This is a genomic window from Kitasatospora sp. NPDC092039, assembly GCF_044756065.1.
GTDB lineage: Bacteria > Actinomycetota > Actinomycetes > Streptomycetales > Streptomycetaceae > Kitasatospora.
Genome location: NZ_JBIVSD010000003.1, coordinates 337,742 through 354,660 on the forward strand (window position 1 = coordinate 337,742; position 16,919 = coordinate 354,660).

Annotated in this window: 13 protein-coding genes and 1 tRNA gene; 6 read left to right on the plus strand and 8 right to left on the minus strand. The window is 72.3% G+C overall.

All coding sequences use genetic code 11. The features are described 5' to 3' along the window. Nucleotides 1-17: 17 nt before the first annotated feature. From ACIQI7_RS07815 to ACIQI7_RS07825, 3 genes are read left to right on the plus strand one after another with little or no spacing between them, the layout of a single operon-like run. Nucleotides 18-683, plus strand: a complete 666-nt coding sequence (locus ACIQI7_RS07815; RefSeq protein ID WP_401106121.1) for an aminodeoxychorismate/anthranilate synthase component II — start codon at nucleotides 18-20, stop codon at nucleotides 681-683. A gap of 5 nt (nucleotides 684-688) precedes the next feature. Continuing rightward, a complete protein-coding gene (locus ACIQI7_RS07820; protein ID WP_401106123.1) occupies nucleotides 689-1,792 on the plus strand; it encodes a class E sortase in 1,104 nt (367 codons plus the stop codon). Between the two features lie 28 nt (nucleotides 1,793-1,820). Further along, the gene (locus tag ACIQI7_RS07825; protein ID WP_401106124.1) at nucleotides 1,821-2,699 is read left to right on the plus strand and encodes a class E sortase; all 879 of its coding nucleotides are present in this window, start codon (nucleotides 1,821-1,823) and stop codon (nucleotides 2,697-2,699) included. Nucleotides 2,700-2,836: 137 nt separating this feature from the next. On the opposite strand, the gene pknB is transcribed toward ACIQI7_RS07825, so the two are convergent. From pknB to ACIQI7_RS07855, 6 genes are all read right to left on the minus strand, one after another. Beyond that, a complete protein-coding gene (pknB, locus tag ACIQI7_RS07830) occupies nucleotides 2,837-4,960 on the minus strand; it encodes a Stk1 family PASTA domain-containing Ser/Thr kinase (protein WP_401106125.1) in 2,124 nt (707 codons plus the stop codon). A gap of 259 nt (nucleotides 4,961-5,219) precedes the next feature. Beyond that, nucleotides 5,220-6,677 (minus strand): peptidoglycan D,D-transpeptidase FtsI family protein, encoded by a 1,458-nt coding sequence (locus tag ACIQI7_RS07835; RefSeq protein ID WP_401106127.1) that lies wholly within the window; start codon nucleotides 6,675-6,677, stop codon nucleotides 5,220-5,222. Further along, on the minus strand, nucleotides 6,674-8,050 hold the full coding sequence (locus ACIQI7_RS07840) for an FtsW/RodA/SpoVE family cell cycle protein (protein WP_401106893.1): 1,377 nt from the start codon (nucleotides 8,048-8,050) through the stop codon (nucleotides 6,674-6,676). Before ACIQI7_RS07840 ends, ACIQI7_RS07835 begins: the two co-directional genes overlap by 4 nt. Before the next feature lie 160 nt (nucleotides 8,051-8,210). Next, nucleotides 8,211-9,833: a PP2C family protein-serine/threonine phosphatase gene (locus tag ACIQI7_RS07845; RefSeq protein ID WP_401106128.1), complete on the minus strand. Its 1,623-nt coding sequence runs from the start codon at nucleotides 9,831-9,833 to the stop codon at nucleotides 8,211-8,213. Nucleotides 9,834-9,886: 53 nt separating this feature from the next. Beyond that, complete coding sequence (locus tag ACIQI7_RS07850; protein ID WP_387760641.1) at nucleotides 9,887-10,432, minus strand: FHA domain-containing protein; 546 nt, start codon at nucleotides 10,430-10,432, stop codon at nucleotides 9,887-9,889. Nucleotides 10,433-10,478: 46 nt separating this feature from the next. After that, nucleotides 10,479-11,345 carry an FhaA domain-containing protein gene (locus ACIQI7_RS07855; RefSeq protein WP_401106131.1) on the minus strand — a complete coding sequence of 289 codons (867 nt, stop codon included), beginning with the start codon at nucleotides 11,343-11,345 and terminating at the stop codon, nucleotides 10,479-10,481. 422 nt (nucleotides 11,346-11,767) lie between these two features. Between ACIQI7_RS07855 and ACIQI7_RS07860 the strand changes: the two genes are divergently transcribed. Continuing rightward, nucleotides 11,768-11,851 (plus strand) — tRNA-Leu (locus tag ACIQI7_RS07860). Between the two features lie 110 nt (nucleotides 11,852-11,961). Here ACIQI7_RS07860 and ACIQI7_RS07865 read toward each other — a convergent pair. Next, entirely contained in the window at nucleotides 11,962-13,107 is a 1,146-nt protein-coding gene (locus tag ACIQI7_RS07865; protein WP_401106133.1) for a sensor histidine kinase, read from the minus strand. Then, nucleotides 13,104-13,757, minus strand: a complete 654-nt coding sequence (locus tag ACIQI7_RS07870; protein ID WP_401106895.1) for a response regulator — start codon at nucleotides 13,755-13,757, stop codon at nucleotides 13,104-13,106. Before ACIQI7_RS07870 ends, ACIQI7_RS07865 begins: the two co-directional genes overlap by 4 nt. A gap of 348 nt (nucleotides 13,758-14,105) precedes the next feature. Here ACIQI7_RS07870 and ACIQI7_RS07875 point away from each other — a divergent pair, with 348 nt between their 5' ends. Further along, complete coding sequence (locus ACIQI7_RS07875) at nucleotides 14,106-15,935, plus strand: phosphatidylglycerol lysyltransferase domain-containing protein (protein ID WP_401106135.1); 1,830 nt, start codon at nucleotides 14,106-14,108, stop codon at nucleotides 15,933-15,935. A 250-nt stretch (nucleotides 15,936-16,185) separates the two neighbouring features. Continuing rightward, on the plus strand, nucleotides 16,186-16,905 hold the full coding sequence (locus ACIQI7_RS07880; RefSeq protein ID WP_401106137.1) for a hypothetical protein: 720 nt from the start codon (nucleotides 16,186-16,188) through the stop codon (nucleotides 16,903-16,905). Nucleotides 16,906-16,919: the final 14 nt, after the last annotated feature.

Consider the following 16,919-nt stretch of genomic DNA (forward strand, 5'->3'; position numbering starts at 1 on the left):
ACGGAGACCACGCGCGCATGACGACCCGGCCGACGACCCCGCCCCGCATCCTGGTGGTGGACAACTACGACAGCTTCGTCTTCAACCTGGTCCAGTACCTGTACCAGCTCGGCGCCACCTGCGAGGTGGTGCGCAACGACGAGGTGACCGTCGAGCACGCCGTCCGCCGCTCCGGTGCGGAGGGCTTCGACGGAGTGCTGCTCTCCCCCGGGCCCGGCGCCCCGGAGGAGGCCGGGGTCTGCATCGAGATGGTGCACCACTGCGCCCGGATCGGGCTGCCGGTGTTCGGTGTCTGCCTGGGCCTCCAGTCGATCGCGGCCGCGTACGGCGCGGTGGTCGGCCGGGCGCCCGAGCTGCTGCACGGCAAGACCTCGCCGGTCGAGCACGAGGACGGCGGGGTCTTCGAGGGCCTGCCCTCGCCGCTGACCGCGACCCGCTACCACTCGCTCGCGGTCGAACCGGCCACCGTGCCGGCCGAGCTGGTGGTCACCGCGCGCACCGCGACCGGCGTGATCATGGGCCTGAGGCACCGTGAACTGCCGGTCGAGGGCGTGCAGTTCCACCCCGAGTCGGTGCTCACCGAGGGCGGTCACCGGATGCTCGCCAACTGGCTCGCGGAGTGCGGCTTCCCGCAGGCGGTCGACCGGTCGGCCGGGCTCGCCCCGGTGATCGGCCGGGGCTGACCGGCGTGACCGCGCTGCGTCCGGAGGGGCGCTTCCAGCCGGAGGCGGACCCGTACGGCACCGTGCAGCAGTACGGCGGGCCCGGGTACCAGGGCCGGGACGAGGGCACCGGCGGAGCGCCGTACCAGCAGGGCTACCCGGCGCAGACCGCGCCCGAGGACGCCTGGGGCGTGTACGAGCAGGCCCAGGAGCCCATCGTGGACGGGCCCGAGTACCCCTGGCTGCCCGACCAGACCCTCCAGCTGCGGCTGCCCGCCGACCTCGGCGGACCGGCCGCCGAACCGGCGCCGACCGGTGGCCGGGCCGAGCGCCGCCGCGCCGCCCAGGGCCGCACCTCGCTGCGCTCCGGCAGCGGCCGGCGCCGGGCGGGCGGCCGGGCCGCCGGACGGGTGCGCCCCAAGGAGTCCCTGCTGGTGGTGGCCGCCAGGGGCGTCGGCGAGCTGTGCATCTCGCTCGGCGTGGTGATGCTGCTCTTCGTCGCGTACCAGCTCTGGTGGACCAACGTGCAGGCCGACGCGGCCGCCGACGGCGCCCGCAACCAGCTGGAGCAGCAGTTCGACGCGGTCGCGCCGCCCGTCCAGCCGGGACAGCCCGGGCCGCCGGCCCCGGACCCGAACAAGCCCGAGGTGTTCGAGCCCAACAAGGGTTTCGCCATCATCCACCTGCCCAAGCTGGGGCTGAAGTTCCCGATCGCCGAGGGCACCTCCAAGTCGGCGGTGCTCGACAAGGGCCTGGTCGGCCACTACGCCGGCACCGGGATGCCGGGCGACAAGGCGGGCAACTTCGCGCTGGCCGCCCACCGCAACACCCACGGCGAGCCGTTCCGGTACATCAACCAGCTCGGCAAGGGCGACAAGATCGTGGTGGAGACGGCCGCCGGCTACTACACCTACGAGGTCACCGGGGGCATCCCGGAGACCTCCCCCAACAACGTGAGCGTGATCAAGCCGGTGCCGAACGGCGCCGGGTACGCCGGTCCCGGCCGCTACATCACGCTGACGACCTGTACCCCGGAATTCACCTCGAAGTTCCGTCTCATCGTCTTTGGCAAGATGATCGAGGAACGGCCGCGTGCCCAGGGCAAGCCGGCCGCGATCACGGGCGGGTAGCCGCCCGGCCCGGAGGGGGAGCACGCAGATGCAGGACGAGACCGCGCAGTCGGCCGAACCGGCGCGGGAGGCCTCTGCGCCGCCAGGGCGGACGGCCGGGCGGGGGCGGAGCGGGGCGCTGGCCGCGCTCGGGGTCTTCGGCGAGCTGCTGATCACCCTGGGCCTGGTGCTCGGCCTGTTCGTGGCCTACTCGCTGTGGTGGACCAACGTGCAGGCGGACCGCTCCGCCTCGGCCGCCGCCGACCGGCTGCGCAGCAGCTGGGCCGCGGGCCCGGCCCCCGGCTCCCCGGCCGCGCCCGGCGCCGCCCCGGCCCCCGGCGCGTCCGGCACCCCCGGTGCTCCCGGTGCCCCCGGAACCGGAACCGCCGGTGCGTCCGGCGGCTCCGGCGCCGCGCCCGCGCCGGGGCAGTTCGCGGTGGGGGCCGACGTGGGCTTCCTGCACGTCCCGGCGATGGGCCGGAACAACCAGGTGCTGATCCGGATGGGCACCTCCGCCGAGGTGCTGGACGACGGCGTGGCGGGCGTCTACGAGCAGCCGTACCGGGCCGCCATGCCCTGGGACCAGGAGGGCAACTTCGCGCTGGCCGCCCACCGGGACGGCCACGGCGCCAAGTTCCACGACCTGGACGCCGTCCACAAGGGCGACGCGGTCGTGGTGGAGACCAAGGACAAGTGGTACGTCTACAGGGTCGACAGCACCCTGGCGGAGACGTCCAAGTACGACACCGGCATCGTGGCGCCCGTCCCGGCCCGCTCCGGCTACGCCGGCCCCGGCCGCTACATCACCCTGACCACCTGTACGCCGGTGTACACCTCGCGCTACCGGATGGCCGTCTGGGGGAGCCTGGTACGGGTGGACGACATGGACGCCAAGCGCACCCCGCCGCCGGAGCTGCGGCGCCCCTGAAGCCGCCGTACGGCCCTCCCGACGGGGCCGGGGTAACCAAACGCCCGAGGGCCCGCCGCTGGTGTCGCGGCGGGCCCTCGGGCGTGCTCCGGACTGCTTCTCCTCCGGCTCAGTCGAACCATGGGAATATCGGAGGCTTAGTGGTCCCCTTTGGGGGGTGTGGTGGTGGGGTCGCCCCCTTTGGTCGGCTCGGCCGCCTTGGTGTAGAGCTGGATCTGGGTGTTCGGGTCGACCATGGTGCCGGCCGGCGGGTTGGTCTGCTGGACGGTCGCGTTCGGGTCCGGCGGACCGCTGGCCACGGTGTAGCCCAGGCCGATCTTCGACAGCGTGCTGATGGCGTCCGACAGCTTGACGTTCGCCAGCGGCGGGACCTGGACCTTGTCCGGCGCCTTGTAGATGGTCAGCGAGATCTTGGTGTTGGCCGGGGCCTTGGTGTTGGCCGGGACCGACTGCGCGTAGACCGTGTTGACCTTGCTCGGGTCGGGGGCCGCCACGGTCTTCGAGGCGTCCACCTGGAAGCCGAGGCCCTGGAGGGTGGCCTGCGCCTCCTCCTTCTGGGAGCCGACCACGTTCGGGACGTTCACCTTGGCCTTGCCCTGCGACACGGTCAGCTTGATCGCGGTGCTCGGGTCGACGGCCGCGTTGGCCGCCGGGTCCTGGCCGGTGACGGTGTCCTGCGGGGCGTTGTCGTCGTCCTTGTACTCGGTGGTGACGTTGGCGAAGCCGGCGTCCGCGAGCAGCTTGACGGCCTGGTCCTTGGTCTTGCCGGTCACGCCGGGGACCGGCGCCTTGGCCGGGCCGGAGGAGACCTGCACCGTGATGGTGGCGTTCTCGGCGACCTGCAGCCCCGCCCCCGGGTTCTGGGTGCAGACCTGGTCCTTCTTGACGTTGGCGTCCGGGCAGGCGACCTTCTCGCCCTCGGCCACCACGAGCTTCGAACCGGCCGCGGCGGCGGCCGTCTTGGCCTCGGCCAGGGTCTTGCCGACCAGGTTCGGCGCGGTGACCTTCGCGGGGTCCTTGCCGCCCTTGTCGCCGAACATCGCCTGGGCGACGAAGAAGGTGCCCACCAGGACCAGCACGGCGGCCACCGCCAGCACGATCCAGGAGGTGTTGCTCTTCTTCGGCTGGTCCTCGCCCCGTCGGCCCCCGCCGCGGCCGTAGCCGTCGTCGTAGCCGTCGTTGCCGCCGCCCGCAGCGCCGGCGTAGGTCTGGCCGTAGCCGTCGTCCTGGTAGCCGCCCTGCTGCCCGTAGCCGGGCTGCCCGGAGGCCTGCGGTAGGACGGTGGTCGGGCCGCCGCCGGGCTGCTGCGGCAGCACGTTGGTCTGGCCGTACGGGTCGTGCTGTTGCGGGTAGCCGTTCTGGTCGTAGCCGTAGCCGGCCGCGCCCATGCCGTACGCGGCCTGCTGGGCGGCGGCCACCGGCAGGCCGTCGAGGAAGCGCTCGATGTCGTCGCGCATCTCGTCGGCGCTCTGGTAGCGGTAGTCGCGCTCCTTGGCGAGCGCCTTCAGCACGATGGCGTCGATCTCGGGGCGCACCTCGGGGTCGAAGACCGACGGCGGCTGCGGCTCCTCCCGGACGTGCTGGTAGGCCACCGCGACCGGCGAGTCGCCGACGAACGGCGGGCGGACGGTCAGCAGCTCGTAGAGCAGGCAGCCGGTGGAGTAGAGGTCGGAGCGGGCGTCGACCTGCTCGCCCTTGGCCTGTTCCGGGGAGAGGTACTGGGCGGTGCCGATGACGGCCGAGGTCTGCGTCATGGTCATCCCGGCGTCACCCATCGCACGGGCGATGCCGAAGTCCATGACCTTGACGTTGCCCTGCCGGGTCAGCATCACGTTGGCCGGCTTGATGTCGCGGTGCACGATGCCGGCCCGGTGCGAGTACTCCAGGGCCTGGAGGATGCCGATGGTCATCTCCAGCGCGCGCTCGGGCAGCAGCCGGCGGCCGGAGTGCAGCAGCTCGCGCAGCGTGGACCCCTCGACGTACTCCATCACGATGTACGGGATGGAGATGCCGTCGATGTAGTCCTCGCCCGTGTCGTACACGGCGACGATCGCGGGGTGGTTCAGGGACGCCGCCGACTGTGCCTCGCGGCGGAAGCGGGCCTGGAACGACGGATCCCGGGCCATGTCGGCCCGGAGCGTCTTCACTGCGACGGAGCGGCCGAGTCGGGTGTCATGGGCGAGGTACACCTCGGCCATGCCGCCGCGTCCGAGGACGCCGCCGAGCTCGTACCTGCCGCCGAGGCGACGAGGCTCTTCCATAGATCCGACCCTCTCCCTCACCCGCCGGTGAGGTTGTGACGTAGGTGTCCCCGCACGCTCTGGGTGACGCCGCGCGGTCCGCGACCGGTTCTCCGGCCGGGCCGTGCGGTGCCTCGCGGGCGGCAACGGGCACACCCGCTGCTGGCGGATACGCTACCGGTCGTACCGCATCGGGCCGGAGTCAGCCGTCGGCCGATATCAGACCGGTATCCGGACGGGCCTGTCGATCGTGACATTCCCCTCACCCCGGATCGCGCTCCTACTTGCCGAGTGCGGCCTGCATCACCGCCTTGGCGATCGGGGCCGCGAGCCGGCCGCCGCTGATGCCGTCGCGGTTCTGGGAACCGTCCTCGACCACCACGGCGACCGCGACCGACTGGCCGTCCGAGGTCTTGGCCCAGGACGTGAACCAGGCGAACGGCAGCCCGGCGTTGTCCTCGCCGTGCTGGGCGGTGCCGGTCTTGCCGCCGACCTGGAGGCCGGGGATCTGGGCGTTCTTGCCGGTGCCGTTCTCGACCACCGAGACCATCAGGTCCTGCATCTTCTGCGCGGTGGCCGGGCTCATCGGCTGGGAGAACTGCTTCTCGGTGTGCTTGGAGATGGTGGTCAGCGAGGCCGAGCGCTCCTGGTCCACCAGGTACGGCTGCATCAGGCTGCCGTTGTTGGCGATCGCGGCGGAGACCATGGCCATCTGGAGCGGGGTGGCGCGGGTGTCGTGCTGGCCGATCGAGTCCTGGGCGGTGCCGTCGAGGCTGGGGCTGTCCGGGAAGACGCTCTTCTCGGACCTGATCGGGGTGTCGACCGTGCTGTTGAAGCCGAACTTCTCGGCCTGCGCGCGCATCCGCTCCTTGCCCAGGTCGGCGCCCATCTTGGCGAAGACCGTGTTGCAGGACTGGTCCATCCCGGACTTGACGGTGGCGTTCTCGCAGCGCTCGTTGGGGCTCTCGTTCTTCAGCTGGGTGGTGGTGTACGGCAGGATGTACGGCTCCGGCGTGTCCGTCGCGTCGTCGATGCTCTGGTACCGGCCGTTCTCGAACGCCGCGGTCGCGGTGACCAGCTTGAAGGTCGAGCCGGGCGGATATGTCTCCTTCAGCGCCCGGTTGAGCATCGGCTTGTTCGGGTCCGCGTTGAGGTCCGTCCAGGCCTTGGTGTCGGCGTCGTCGCCGCCGGCGAAGGTGCCCGGGTCGTAGGAGGGCGTGGAGACCAGCCCCAGGATCGCGCCGGTCTTCGGGTCGAGGGCGACCACCGCGCCCTTCTTGTTGCCCATGGCGTCGAAGGCGGCCTTCTGGACCTTGGCGTTGATCGTGGTGACGACGTCGCCGCCGCGCTTCTGCTCGCCGGTCAGCATGTCCAGGGTGTTGCGGAAGAACAGCCGGTCGTCGGTGCCGGAGAGGATGCCGTCCTCCAGGTTCTCCAGCTGGTTGGAGCCGTAGGCCTGGGAGGAGTAGCCGGTCACCGGGGCGTACATCGGGCCGTCGACCCAGGCCCGCTTGTACTTGTAGCGCAGGCCGTTGACGTAGTCGGACTTGGTGACCGGCTGGCCGCTGACGATGATGTTGCCGCGCGGGTGGGCGTACCGGTCGTACAGCTGGCGCTTGTTGTTCTTGTTGGTCGCCCAGGACTCGGCCTGGACGCCCTGCACCCAGTTGGTGCGCACCATCAGGGCCAGGATCAGGACGAGGCAGAAGATCGAGACCCGGCGGATCGGCTTGTTCATCGGGCGGGTCCTCCCTGGCCCTCGGTGGCCGGGGCCGGTTCGGCCCCGGGGCGGCGGGCGCTGTCGCTGATCTTCAGCAGGATCGCGACCAGCGCCCAGTTGGCGACCACGGACGAACCGCCCTGCGCGAGGAACGGCATGGTCATACCGGTGAGCGGGATCAGCCCGGTGACACCGCCGGCCACGACGAACACCTGGATCGCCATCGCCGAGGAGAGGCCGACGGCGAACAGCTTGCCGAACGGGTCGCGGGCGGCGAGCGCGGTGCGCAGGCCGCGCTGGACCAGCAGCGCGTACAGCAGGAAGATCGCCATCAGGCCGGTCAGCCCGAGCTCCTCGCCGAAGGAGCCCAGGATGAAGTCGCTCTTGGCGGCGAACGCGATCAGCCAGGAGCGGCCCTGGCCGAGGCCGGAGCCGGTGACCCCGCCGGAGCCGAGCGCCATCAGCGACTGGCCGATCTGCTCGGTGGCGCCCTTCGGCGGGTGCGGGCCGAAGGCGGCCATCGGGTCGAGCCAGGCGTTGATGCGGACCTTCACGTGGCTGGCCGTCGAGGCGACCGCGACCGCGCCGCCGACCGACATCAGCAGGCCGAACAGGATCCAGCTGGTCCGCTCGGTGGCGACGTAGAGCATCACCACGAACAGGCCGAAGAACAGGAAGGACGTGCCCAGGTCGTTCTCGAAGATCAGGATCAGCAGGCTGAGCAGCCAGATCACGATGATCGGGCCGAGGTCGCGGCCGCGCGGCAGGTACAGGCCCATGAACCGGCGGCTGGCCAGCGCCAGGGCGTCCCGCTTGACCATCAGGTAGCCGGCGAAGAACACCGTCAGGACGATCTTGGCGAACTCGCCGGGCTGGATGGAGAAGCTGCCCAGCCGGATCCAGATCTTGGCGCCGAAGTCCTCCGCCCGGGACGGGAAGAAGGCCGGTGCCGCGAGCAGCACCAGGGCCACCACCATCGAGATGTAGGTGTAGCGCTGGAGCACCCGGTGGTCCTTCAGCAGCACCATCACCGCGATGAACCCGGCGATCCCGAGGCCCGACCACATCAGCTGGTTCTCGGCCGCCGGGTAGTTGCCCCTGAGCAGCTTGCCCGCCTTGTCGAGCCGCCAGATCATCACCACCCCGAGCCCGTTGAGCAGGGTGGCGATCGGCAGCATCAGCGGGTCCGCGTACGGCGCGAAGCGGCGCACCAGCAGGTGCGCGACCACCGCCAGGGCGCCCATGCCGAGGCCGTAGCCGAGCATGCCGACGGGCAGCTTGCCGTCCATCGCGAGGCCGACGTTGGCGTACGCGAGGACCGGCAGCAGCACCGCGAAGACCAGCATGGCCAGCTCGGTGTTGCGCCGGTTGGGCGCCTCCTGGGGGGAGATCGTGGTGTTGCCCCGCCGGCGGGGGACGGCTCGGTCGGCCGCCGCCCGGCGCCGGCCGGGCCGGGTGGACTCTTCGCTCAGGTCGTAGCTGCTCACGTGGTGACCGCTCCCTGACGGCCGGCAAGCCCGCTCGGGGCGGGCCCATGGCTGATCACGGACGTCACTGCTTCGGGCAGGAGTTGGCCCGGCTGAGTTCCTCTTCGGACAGCGGGGCCTGGTCGCCCTGGGCGCCGGCGGCCGGAGGTGTGGCGTTCGGCGCCGGGGCGGGTGCCGCCGGCGCGGTCGGCGTCGGCGTCGGGGTGGCCGCGGGTGCGGTGCTCGGCGCCGCCGCGGCCGGGCCGCGGTTCTTCTCGGTCGGGGTGGGTGTGGCGGCCAGGTGCACGGCCTGCACCGCCGGGGTGGCCGGCGGGGTGGCCGGGGTGGTCGCCTTCGCGGCCCGCTGGCAGAGCTGGACCCAGCCGTCGAGGTCGTTGACCGTCGACTGGGCGTCCTTCATGCTGCCGACCGAGATGGTCTTCCGCACGTGGGCCTGCTGGTCCTCGGGCAGCCACTTCAGCTGGATCCGGCTGTACGAGGAGTGCACCGAGGACAGGCTCAGACCGGCCAGGTTCTGGTTGATGCCCTGGTAGATCGCGACGTGGTCGTCCTGGGTGCCGACGTAGTACTGGTCCTGGGTCCACCGGTAGCCGAACCAGCCGGCGCCGCCGAGCAGCCCGAGCGTGACCAGGGCGGCCAGCGAGACCGTCAGGCCCTTGCGCCCGCGCTTGGCGGGGCGCTCCGCGTCGGCCTCCCCGGTGCCGTACACCGAGGGCTCGCCGGGGCCGTACTCGCCCTCGTAGCCCTCGGCGGGGCCGAAGCCGCCCTGGGCGGCGCCGTAGCCCTCCTCGTAGCCCTCGGCCGGGCCGAAGGCGCCCTGGGGGCCGCGGCCGAGGCCGGCGGCGCGGCCGGCCGGGGTGTCCGCGATCGAGCGGTCGGCGGCGGCCGAGGACGGCGGGGCGTCGGCGACCGCGCCGACCACCACCGGGACGTCGTTGAACTGGCCGCTCATGGTGTCCGTGGCGCCGACGTCGATGACGTCCGCCACGATGCAGGTGATGTTGTCCGGACCGCCGCCGCGCAGGGCGAGCTGGATCAGCTCCTGCACGGTCTGCTCGGGCGAGTAGTAGCTGCCGAGGGTGTCCTGGAGGGTCTGGTGGCTGACCGGGCCGGAGAGGCCGTCGGAGCAGATCAGGTAGCGGTCGCCGGCCCGGACCTCGCGGATCGACAGGTCGGGCTCGACCTGGCCGCGGCCGTCCAGCGCCCGCATCAGCAGCGAGCGCTGCGGGTGGGTCTCGGCCTCCTCGGGCGTGATCCGGCCCTCGTCGACCAGGCGCTGCACCCAGGTGTGGTCCTGGGTGATCTGCACCAGGGACCCGTCGCGCAGCAGGTAGGCGCGGGAGTCGCCGACGTGCACCAGGCCCATCCGCTGGCCCGTCCACAGCATGGCGGTCAGGGTGCAGCCCATGCCCTCCAGCTGCGGGTCCTCCTCGACCATCTGCCGGAGCCGGTCGTTGGCGCCCTGGACGGCGTCGCCCAGCAGGGTCAGCAGGTCGGCGCCCGGCACGTCCTCGTCCAGCCGGACGATCGAGCCGAGCACCTCGGAGGAAGCGACCTCGCCGGCCGCGGCGCCGCCCATGCCGTCGGCCACGGCCAGCAGCCGCGGCCCGGCGTAGCCGGAGTCCTCGTTCCCCTCCCGGATCAGTCCCTTGTGGGAGCCGGCGGCGAAGCGCAGCACCAGGGTCATGCGACCTGTGCCCCCCTCTGGGTCATGGACGGGATGCTGTCCCTCATGCGCTACTACTTCCGCAGTTCGATGACGGTCCTGCCGATACGGATCGGCATGCCCGGCTGGAGCGGGGTGGGCGCGGTCAGGCGCTGCCGGTCCAGATAGGTGCCGTTGGTGGAGCCTAGATCCTCGACCGTCCACTGCCCAGTCTGATCCGGATAGATCCTGGCATGCCGGGAGGACGCGTAGTCGTCGTCCAGCACGATGGTGGAGTCGTGCGCGCGGCCGAGCGTGATGGTCTGGCCCTGGAGCGCCACCGTGGTGCCGGCCAGCGAGCCCTGCACCACGACGAGCTGGGTCGGGCCGCCGCGGCGGCGCCCGCCGCCGCCCTGGGTCTGGCCCGCCGCGGGGGCGGCCTGCGGGGGTGCCGCGGCGCGTGCGGCGGCCACGGTGGCCGCGCCGGCGCCCGTCGTGGCGCTCGCGCCGCGACGGGAGGACCGCGGGTTCACCTTGGTGCCGAACAGGTCGCTGCGGATCACCTGGACCGCGACGATGACGAACAGCCACAACACGGCCAGGAAGCCCAGCCGCATGACCGTGAGGGTCAGTTCTGACATGACCGTCCCGCCAGTCGGTGAGCGAGGCGCGCGAACAATTCGGACACTACCCTTCGACCTGCCGGTAGACGATGGTGGTGGAGCCCACGACGATTCGCGAGCCGTCGCGGAGCGTAGCGCGCTGGGTGTGCTGTCCGTCCACCACGATGCCGTTGGTGGACCCCAGGTCGAGCACCATCGAAGGGGTGCCGGGCCGGATCTCGGCGTGCTTGCGGGAGACCCCGGGGTCGTCGATCCGCACGTCCGCCTCGGTCGACCGGCCGAGCACGCAGGCCGAGCCGGTGATCTGGTGCCGGGCGCCGTTCACCTCGACCCAGCGGCGCATCCCGGCGCCGCCGTGGCCCGCGCCGGGGAAGGCGCGGACGTTGCCGCCGGCGGGCGCCGGCGGGCCGGGGGGCATCGCGGGGGGCGCGGCGGGCGGCGGGGGCGCGTTGTACTGGCCGGCGCCGGGCTGCTGCCACGGTGCGCCGGGGGCCGGAGCGGCCGGCGGCCGGTCGTAGCCGGGCTGCTGCGGCGCGTACTGCTGCTGCTGGGGCTCCTCGGCGGCCAGGGTGCGGCTGCGCACCCGGTACAGCCCGGTGTCCAGGTCGTCGGCCTTCTCCAGGTTCACCTGGAGCGGGCCCATGAAGGTGTACCGCTGGGCCTCCGCGTACTCGCGGACCATGCCGGCCAGCTCGGTGCCCAACTGCCCGGAGTAGGGGCTGAGCCGCTCGTGGTCGTGCGGGCTCAGCTCGACGATGAAGTCGTTCGGCACGACGGTGCGGTCGCGGTTCCAGATGCTCGCGTTGTTGTCGCACTCGCGCTGCAGCGCTCCGGCGATCTCCACGGGCTGGACCTCGGACTTGAACACCTTGGCGAAGGTGCCGTTGACGAGACCCTCGAGCCGCTGCTCGAACTTCTTCAGCACTCCCATGGGGCACCCCCTTCCAGGGTTCGTTCGCCTGCCTGCCGGCCGGATCCCGCCCGGGACCCGGTCGCGCCTCCTACTTGCGGTACTTCCGTACTGATCGTATCCACGCCGGGCCCTTCCGTACGGTTCCCGGACCGTGTGGTGCCCGGGGGTGGGCTCGGACACACAGGGTGACGCATTTCGGGTACGGCACGCCAGGTGTGCCCGTCGGATCACCCTTCCGATGGTCGTACGGGTGTTCGTCGGGCATCGGTTCGGATGCCGTCGGCCTCCCCGGACAACGGATTCGGAGCAGCCCCCCAGGTCGTGCTAATGTTTTCCACGTCGGAAGGGCCGCCCGGAAGGGAGGCCGGACCAAGGAAGTGCGAAGTACCGATGGTACCGAGCAGTTCGGAGGAACGGTCGGCAACGAGGACAACACCCATGCGCGGGTGGCGGAATAGGCAGACGCGCTGGATTCAGGTTCCAGTGCCCGAAAGGGCGTGGGGGTTCAACTCCCCCCTCGCGCACAGCGAAGCCCCGCAGATCTACGGATCTGCGGGGCTTTCTCGTTGTCCGCTCCCGGTGGGGGCCGGGGCGGCCGGGCCGCCGGTTCGCCGCCGGGCCGGGGCAGCCCCGGTCAGCCGCGGTCGGCGGGGAGTTCGGCGCGGACCGCGAAGCCGCCGTCCGGGGTCGGCCCGGCGGTGAGGGTGCCGCCCAGCAGCTGGGCGCGCTCGCGCAGGCCGACCAGGCCGTGGCCGCCGCCCGGCAGGATCTCCTCCGGGCGCACCGGCGGGGCGTCGTTGCGGACCTCGACCCGCAGCCGGCGTCCCTTCGCCCGGACCCGCACGTGCACCGTCGCCTCCGGGGCGTACTTGGTGATGTTGGTGAGCGCCTCCTGGACGGTGCGGTAGGCGGCCCGCTCGACCGCCTCCGGCCACGGCCGGTCGCCGGGGACCAGCTCGGTGTCGGCGGCCAGCCCGCTCTCCTCGATCAGCCGGGGCAGGTCGGCCAGCCGGGGCTGGGGGGCGAGCGGGGCGTCCGGCAGCCCGCCGGTGCCGCGCAGCACCCCGACCATCTGGCGCAGCTCGTCCAGGGTCCGTACGGACAGTTCGCGGATGGTGCGGGCGGCGGTCACCGCGGCCGGGTCGGCGCTGCTCACCTGGAGCGCGCCGGCCTGGATGCTGATCAGGCTGACCTGGTGTGAGACCACGTCGTGCATCTCCCGGGCCAGCCGGCCGCGCTCGCTGATCAGCACCCGTTCGGCCAGCAGCCGGCTCTCCCGCTCCTGGCCCCGGGTCAGCTGGTCCAGACGGGCGGCCAGCTCCCGCCGGGTGCGGGCGAGCAGACCGGTGGCGGCCGGGCCGGCCGCCAGCATCACGGCCTGGATGGCGTCCAGCGCGGTGGCGCGGCTGAGGTCGAGGACGCCCTCGGGCAGCGGCCAGTGGAAGAACTCGACCAGGGCGAACAGGATGCCGCAGGGGACCACGACCCGGGGGCGGGGGCGCTCGGCGGCCACCGAGTAGACGGCCGTTATCGGGGCCAGCCAGATCTCGTCCACCCAGCTGCCCGGCATGGTGAGCAGCAGGACCGTCACCGGGAAGCGGCGGCGCCAGAACAGCGCGACGGCGGCCAGCGTGGACAGCGCCACCTGCCACCAGGCGGCTTCCCGGGCCACCAGGGCGGCGTCCAGCAGGGAGTAGAGGACGGGCAGCAGCAGCATCAGCCAGGGGGCGGTGCACCAGGCCGGCAGCCGTCTGGACGGCAGTTGGTCGGCGGTGGTCATGCCCCGTCGCCGGGCTTGGGCCGGACCAGACCGGCCCGGTGGGCCAGGACGGCGGCCTGGACCCGGTTGGCGGCGCCGAGCTTGCCGAGGATCGCGCTGATGTGGTTCTTGACCGTGCCGGTGCCGAGGAAGAGCCGGTCGGCGATCTCGGCGTTGGACAGGCCCTCGCCGAGCAGCGAGAGCACGTCGAGCTCGCGGCCGGTGAGGGTGCGGGCCAGCGCGGTGGCCTCGGCGTCCGGGCCGCCGCCGTCCACGTAGCCGCCGATCACGGTGCGGGTGACGGTCGGGGAGAGGATGTTGCCGCCGGCCGCGAGCACCCGGACGGCGTGCACCAGCTGCTCGGGAGCGGTGTCCTTGAGCAGGAAGCCGGCCGCGCCGGCCCGCAGCGCGGTGCCGATGTACTCGTCGGTGTCGAAGGTGGTGAGCATCGCCACGGCGGGCGGGTCGGGCAGGGCGCGCAGGCGGCGCAGCACCGAGATGCCGTCGAGGTCCGGCATCCGGATGTCGAGCAGCACCACGTGCGGGCGCAGCCGCTGGACGTGCTCCTCGGCCTGCCCGCCGGAGCAGTCGCCGACCACCTCCAGGTCGGTGGCGGAGCCGACGATCAGGCCCAGGCCGGAGCGGACCAGGATCTCGTCGTCGACGATCAGCACGCGGGTGGTGGTGATGGTGGCTCCTCGGTTCGGGCGGCCGGGTCGGGGCGGTCCGCGCGGGTCGTTTCGAGAGTAGGGCCTGCGGCCCGGGTCCGGTCGGATCGGGACGCGGCGCCGGGGGCGTCCACCCCCGCCGTTCGGCGGGGGTCGGAATCCGCTACCCGGTTCACGCAATTCTCAGGTTCGGTGGGGAAACATGGAGTTGGCTGACCCTTTTCCGGCCGCTTATCCACCTCGGGCGGTCGGCCGGGTGAGGTCGCCGGCCAGGCCGTCGGGCCCGAGCGGGCGCCCTGCGGCGGCCCTTTCGCGGATGCGCCCCACCACCTGATCGTTTGGAATTGAGCTGTGTCGTCCACTGTGAAGTCGGAGCCGTCCGCCACGTCCCCCGGCCCCCGGCTCGGTGACGCGCTCGACCGCTGGCGCCCGAGGGCCGCCGCGGCCTCCGTCTGGTACCTGCGGCTGATCGCCCTGCTGAACGTGGCGACGGTGCTGCTGGTGCCCTTCCGCGACCAGGTCTACGAGCACAACGAGGGTGAGTACTTCACCCCGTACCTGATGACCGCCGGCCTGGCCAGCGCGGTGCTCTCGGTGTTCCTGGCGATCGCGATGCGGCGGCGCAAGCGGGCCGCGTGGATCTTCAACACGGCGCTCGGCGGCATGTTCGCGCTGCTGTACCTGACGGCCATGGTGGTGCCGGGCGAGAGCTTCGACACCCACCCGCTCAACTACGTCTCCACCGTCCTGACCTGCCTGTTCGTGCTGGCGCTGCTGATCGGGCGCCGGGAGTTCACGTCCAAGGGCGACAGCTCCAACCCGAAGACCGCGGCGGCCACTTTCGTCGGCGGGCTGGCGTTCGGCGGCGGCGTCGGCGCGCTGCTGGTCTGGCTGACCAACGAGCTGTCCGGGGCCGGCTTCTGGGACCTGTTCCGGTACTCCGTCGGCCGGATGATCACGATCACCCCGTCCGAGCACCTGCGCTCGGTGATCTCCGCGCCGACCTGGGTGAACGCCGCGATCAACTTCATGGGCGCGGTGCTCTTCCTGCTGGTGCTGTACGTGGCCTTCCGCAGCCCGCGCGGCAAGGAACTGCTCACCGCGGAGGACGAGGCCAGGCTGCGCGGCCTGCTGGACAAGCAGGGCGAGCGGGACTCGCTCGGCTACTTCGCGCTGCGCCGGGACAAGGCGGTGGTGTTCTCCCCCAGCGGCAAGGCGGCGGTCACCTACCGGGTGATCGGCGGGGTGTCGCTGGCCTCGGGCGACCCGATCGGCGACCCGGAGGCCTGGCCGGGGGCGATCGACGCCTGGCTGTCCGAGGCCCGGGAGCACGCCTGGGCGCCGGCCGTGATGGGCGCCTCGGAGGAGGCCGGGGTGATCTACGCCCGGCACGGGCTGGACGCGCTGGAGCTGGGCGACGAGGCGATCGTCGAGCTGGACGAGTTCTCGCTGGACGGCCGGGCGATGCGGGTGGTCCGGCAGGCGTACAACCGGGTCAAGCGGGCCGGGTACACGGTGCGGATCCGCCGCCACGAGGACATCTCGGAGGTGGAGATGGCCGATCTGGTGGCCAAGGCCGACGAGTGGCGCGACGGGGCGACGGAGCGCGGCTTCTCGATGGCGCTGGGCCGGCTCGGCGACCCGGGCGACGGGCGCTGCGTGATGCTGGAGTGCCACGACGGCGACGGCGAGCTGAAGGCGTTGCTGAGCTTCGTGCCGTGGGGCCCGGACGGGCTCTCGCTGGACCTGATGCGCCGGGCCCGGGACACCGAGAACGGCCTGATGGAGTTCATGGTCATCGAGCTGCTGCAGCGGGCCGAGGAGGTCGGGCTGAAGCGGGTGTCGCTGAACTTCGCGATGTTCCGCTCGGTCTTCGAGCGCGGTTCGCGGCTCGGCGCCGGCCCGGTGCTGCGGCTGTGGCGCTCGATCCTGGGATTCTTCTCGCGCTGGTGGCAGATCGAGTCGCTGTACCGCGCGAACGCCAAGTACCGGCCGATCTGGGAACCGCGCTACCTGCTCTTCGAGAAGAGCAGCGAGATTCCGCGGATCGGCATCGCGAGCGCGCGCGCCGAGGGTTTCATCGTCGCGCCCAGCCTGCCCGCCCTGTTCCGCCGCCGGCACGCCCGGGCCGCCGTGGTGGCGCCCCGGGTCCCGGTGGCGGCCCGGGACGGGAAGGGGTAGCCCTCCGCCGGGGGGCGGAGGGGGCCGGGCGGTCGAAATGGGGGGCTGATGGGGGGACCGCCTCCCCCCAGAGGATGACCCGGCTCCACATCCGTGCCGATGTGGCTTTGTCAAGAGGCTTCTAATGTCGGAGTGGTCGAGAGTTCGGGGATTCGGAGAAACGGTTGTGATGAACAGGACCCACGCGGGGGGCGTGCGAAAGGGGCCGCTGGCAATCGCCGGATCGGCCGCTGTCGCCGAGTGGGGAACGTTGTTCGCGACGGTCCGGGACGCGGTGGTGCGCAAGAAGTTCGCCGCCGTTCCGCTGGCCACCGCGGCGACCTTTCTGATCCTGCTGTTCAGCATCGTCCAGCACCTGCCGGGCGGCGAGCGCTTCGTCAACAACATCGGGGTGGTGCGGGCGGCGCTGCCGCTGGAGGTCTCGCTGCTGCGGACCCCGCTCTCCCTGTACGTGCCGGCGCTGGACCTTCCGGTCTGGGGGGCGCTGGCCCAGGTCTTCGTGGTCTTCGCGATCGCCGAGATCGTGCTCGGCCGTCGGATGACCCTGGTGGTCGCCTACACCTGCACCCTGGCGGGCACGCTGTTCGCCCGGGTCGGCGTGGCGATCGGGCCGCACCACCTGTTCGGCTTCCCGAAGTGGGTCGCCTACGTGCGGGACACCGGGCCCTCGGCCGCGGTGGTGGCCCTGGCGATCTGCATCGCGTTCCGCTGCCGGGCCTGGTTCACCGGCGGTCTGGTGGTGGCGGTGATGATCGGCGAGGCGGTCGTGCTGCCGAACCTGGCCGGTCTGGAGCACGTGGTCGCGGTGGTCACCGCGCTGCTGATCGCCGTCTCGGTCGAGGTCTTCGGGGACTTCTGGCCGAGGGTGCTGGCCGGGGTCGGCGCCGCCGCCTCGGTGGCCGCGGCCGCCTCGATGGAGGTCGCGGTGGAGGCCCGGCGGCGCCGCTCGGCGGGGGCCGTCATCCCCTGACGGGTGTCGATCGT

Excerpts from the sequence above, each read along its gene's own strand:
- ACIQI7_RS07845 (WP_401106128.1), bottom strand. The coding sequence starts at position 9,833 with ATGACCCTGGTGCTGCGCTTCGCCGCCGGCTCCCACAAGGGACTGATC.
- ACIQI7_RS07815 (WP_401106121.1), top strand. The coding sequence starts at position 18 with ATGACGACCCGGCCGACGACCCCGCCCCGCATCCTGGTGGTGGACAAC.
- ACIQI7_RS07825 (WP_401106124.1), top strand. The coding sequence starts at position 1,821 with ATGCAGGACGAGACCGCGCAGTCGGCCGAACCGGCGCGGGAGGCCTCT.
- ACIQI7_RS07865 (WP_401106133.1), bottom strand. The coding sequence starts at position 13,107 with ATGACCACCGCCGACCAACTGCCGTCCAGACGGCTGCCGGCCTGGTGC.
- pknB (WP_401106125.1), bottom strand. The coding sequence starts at position 4,960 with ATGGAAGAGCCTCGTCGCCTCGGCGGCAGGTACGAGCTCGGCGGCGTC.
- ACIQI7_RS07835 (WP_401106127.1), bottom strand. The coding sequence starts at position 6,677 with ATGAACAAGCCGATCCGCCGGGTCTCGATCTTCTGCCTCGTCCTGATC.
- ACIQI7_RS07855 (WP_401106131.1), bottom strand. The coding sequence starts at position 11,345 with ATGGGAGTGCTGAAGAAGTTCGAGCAGCGGCTCGAGGGTCTCGTCAAC.
- ACIQI7_RS07850 (WP_387760641.1), bottom strand. The coding sequence starts at position 10,432 with ATGTCAGAACTGACCCTCACGGTCATGCGGCTGGGCTTCCTGGCCGTG.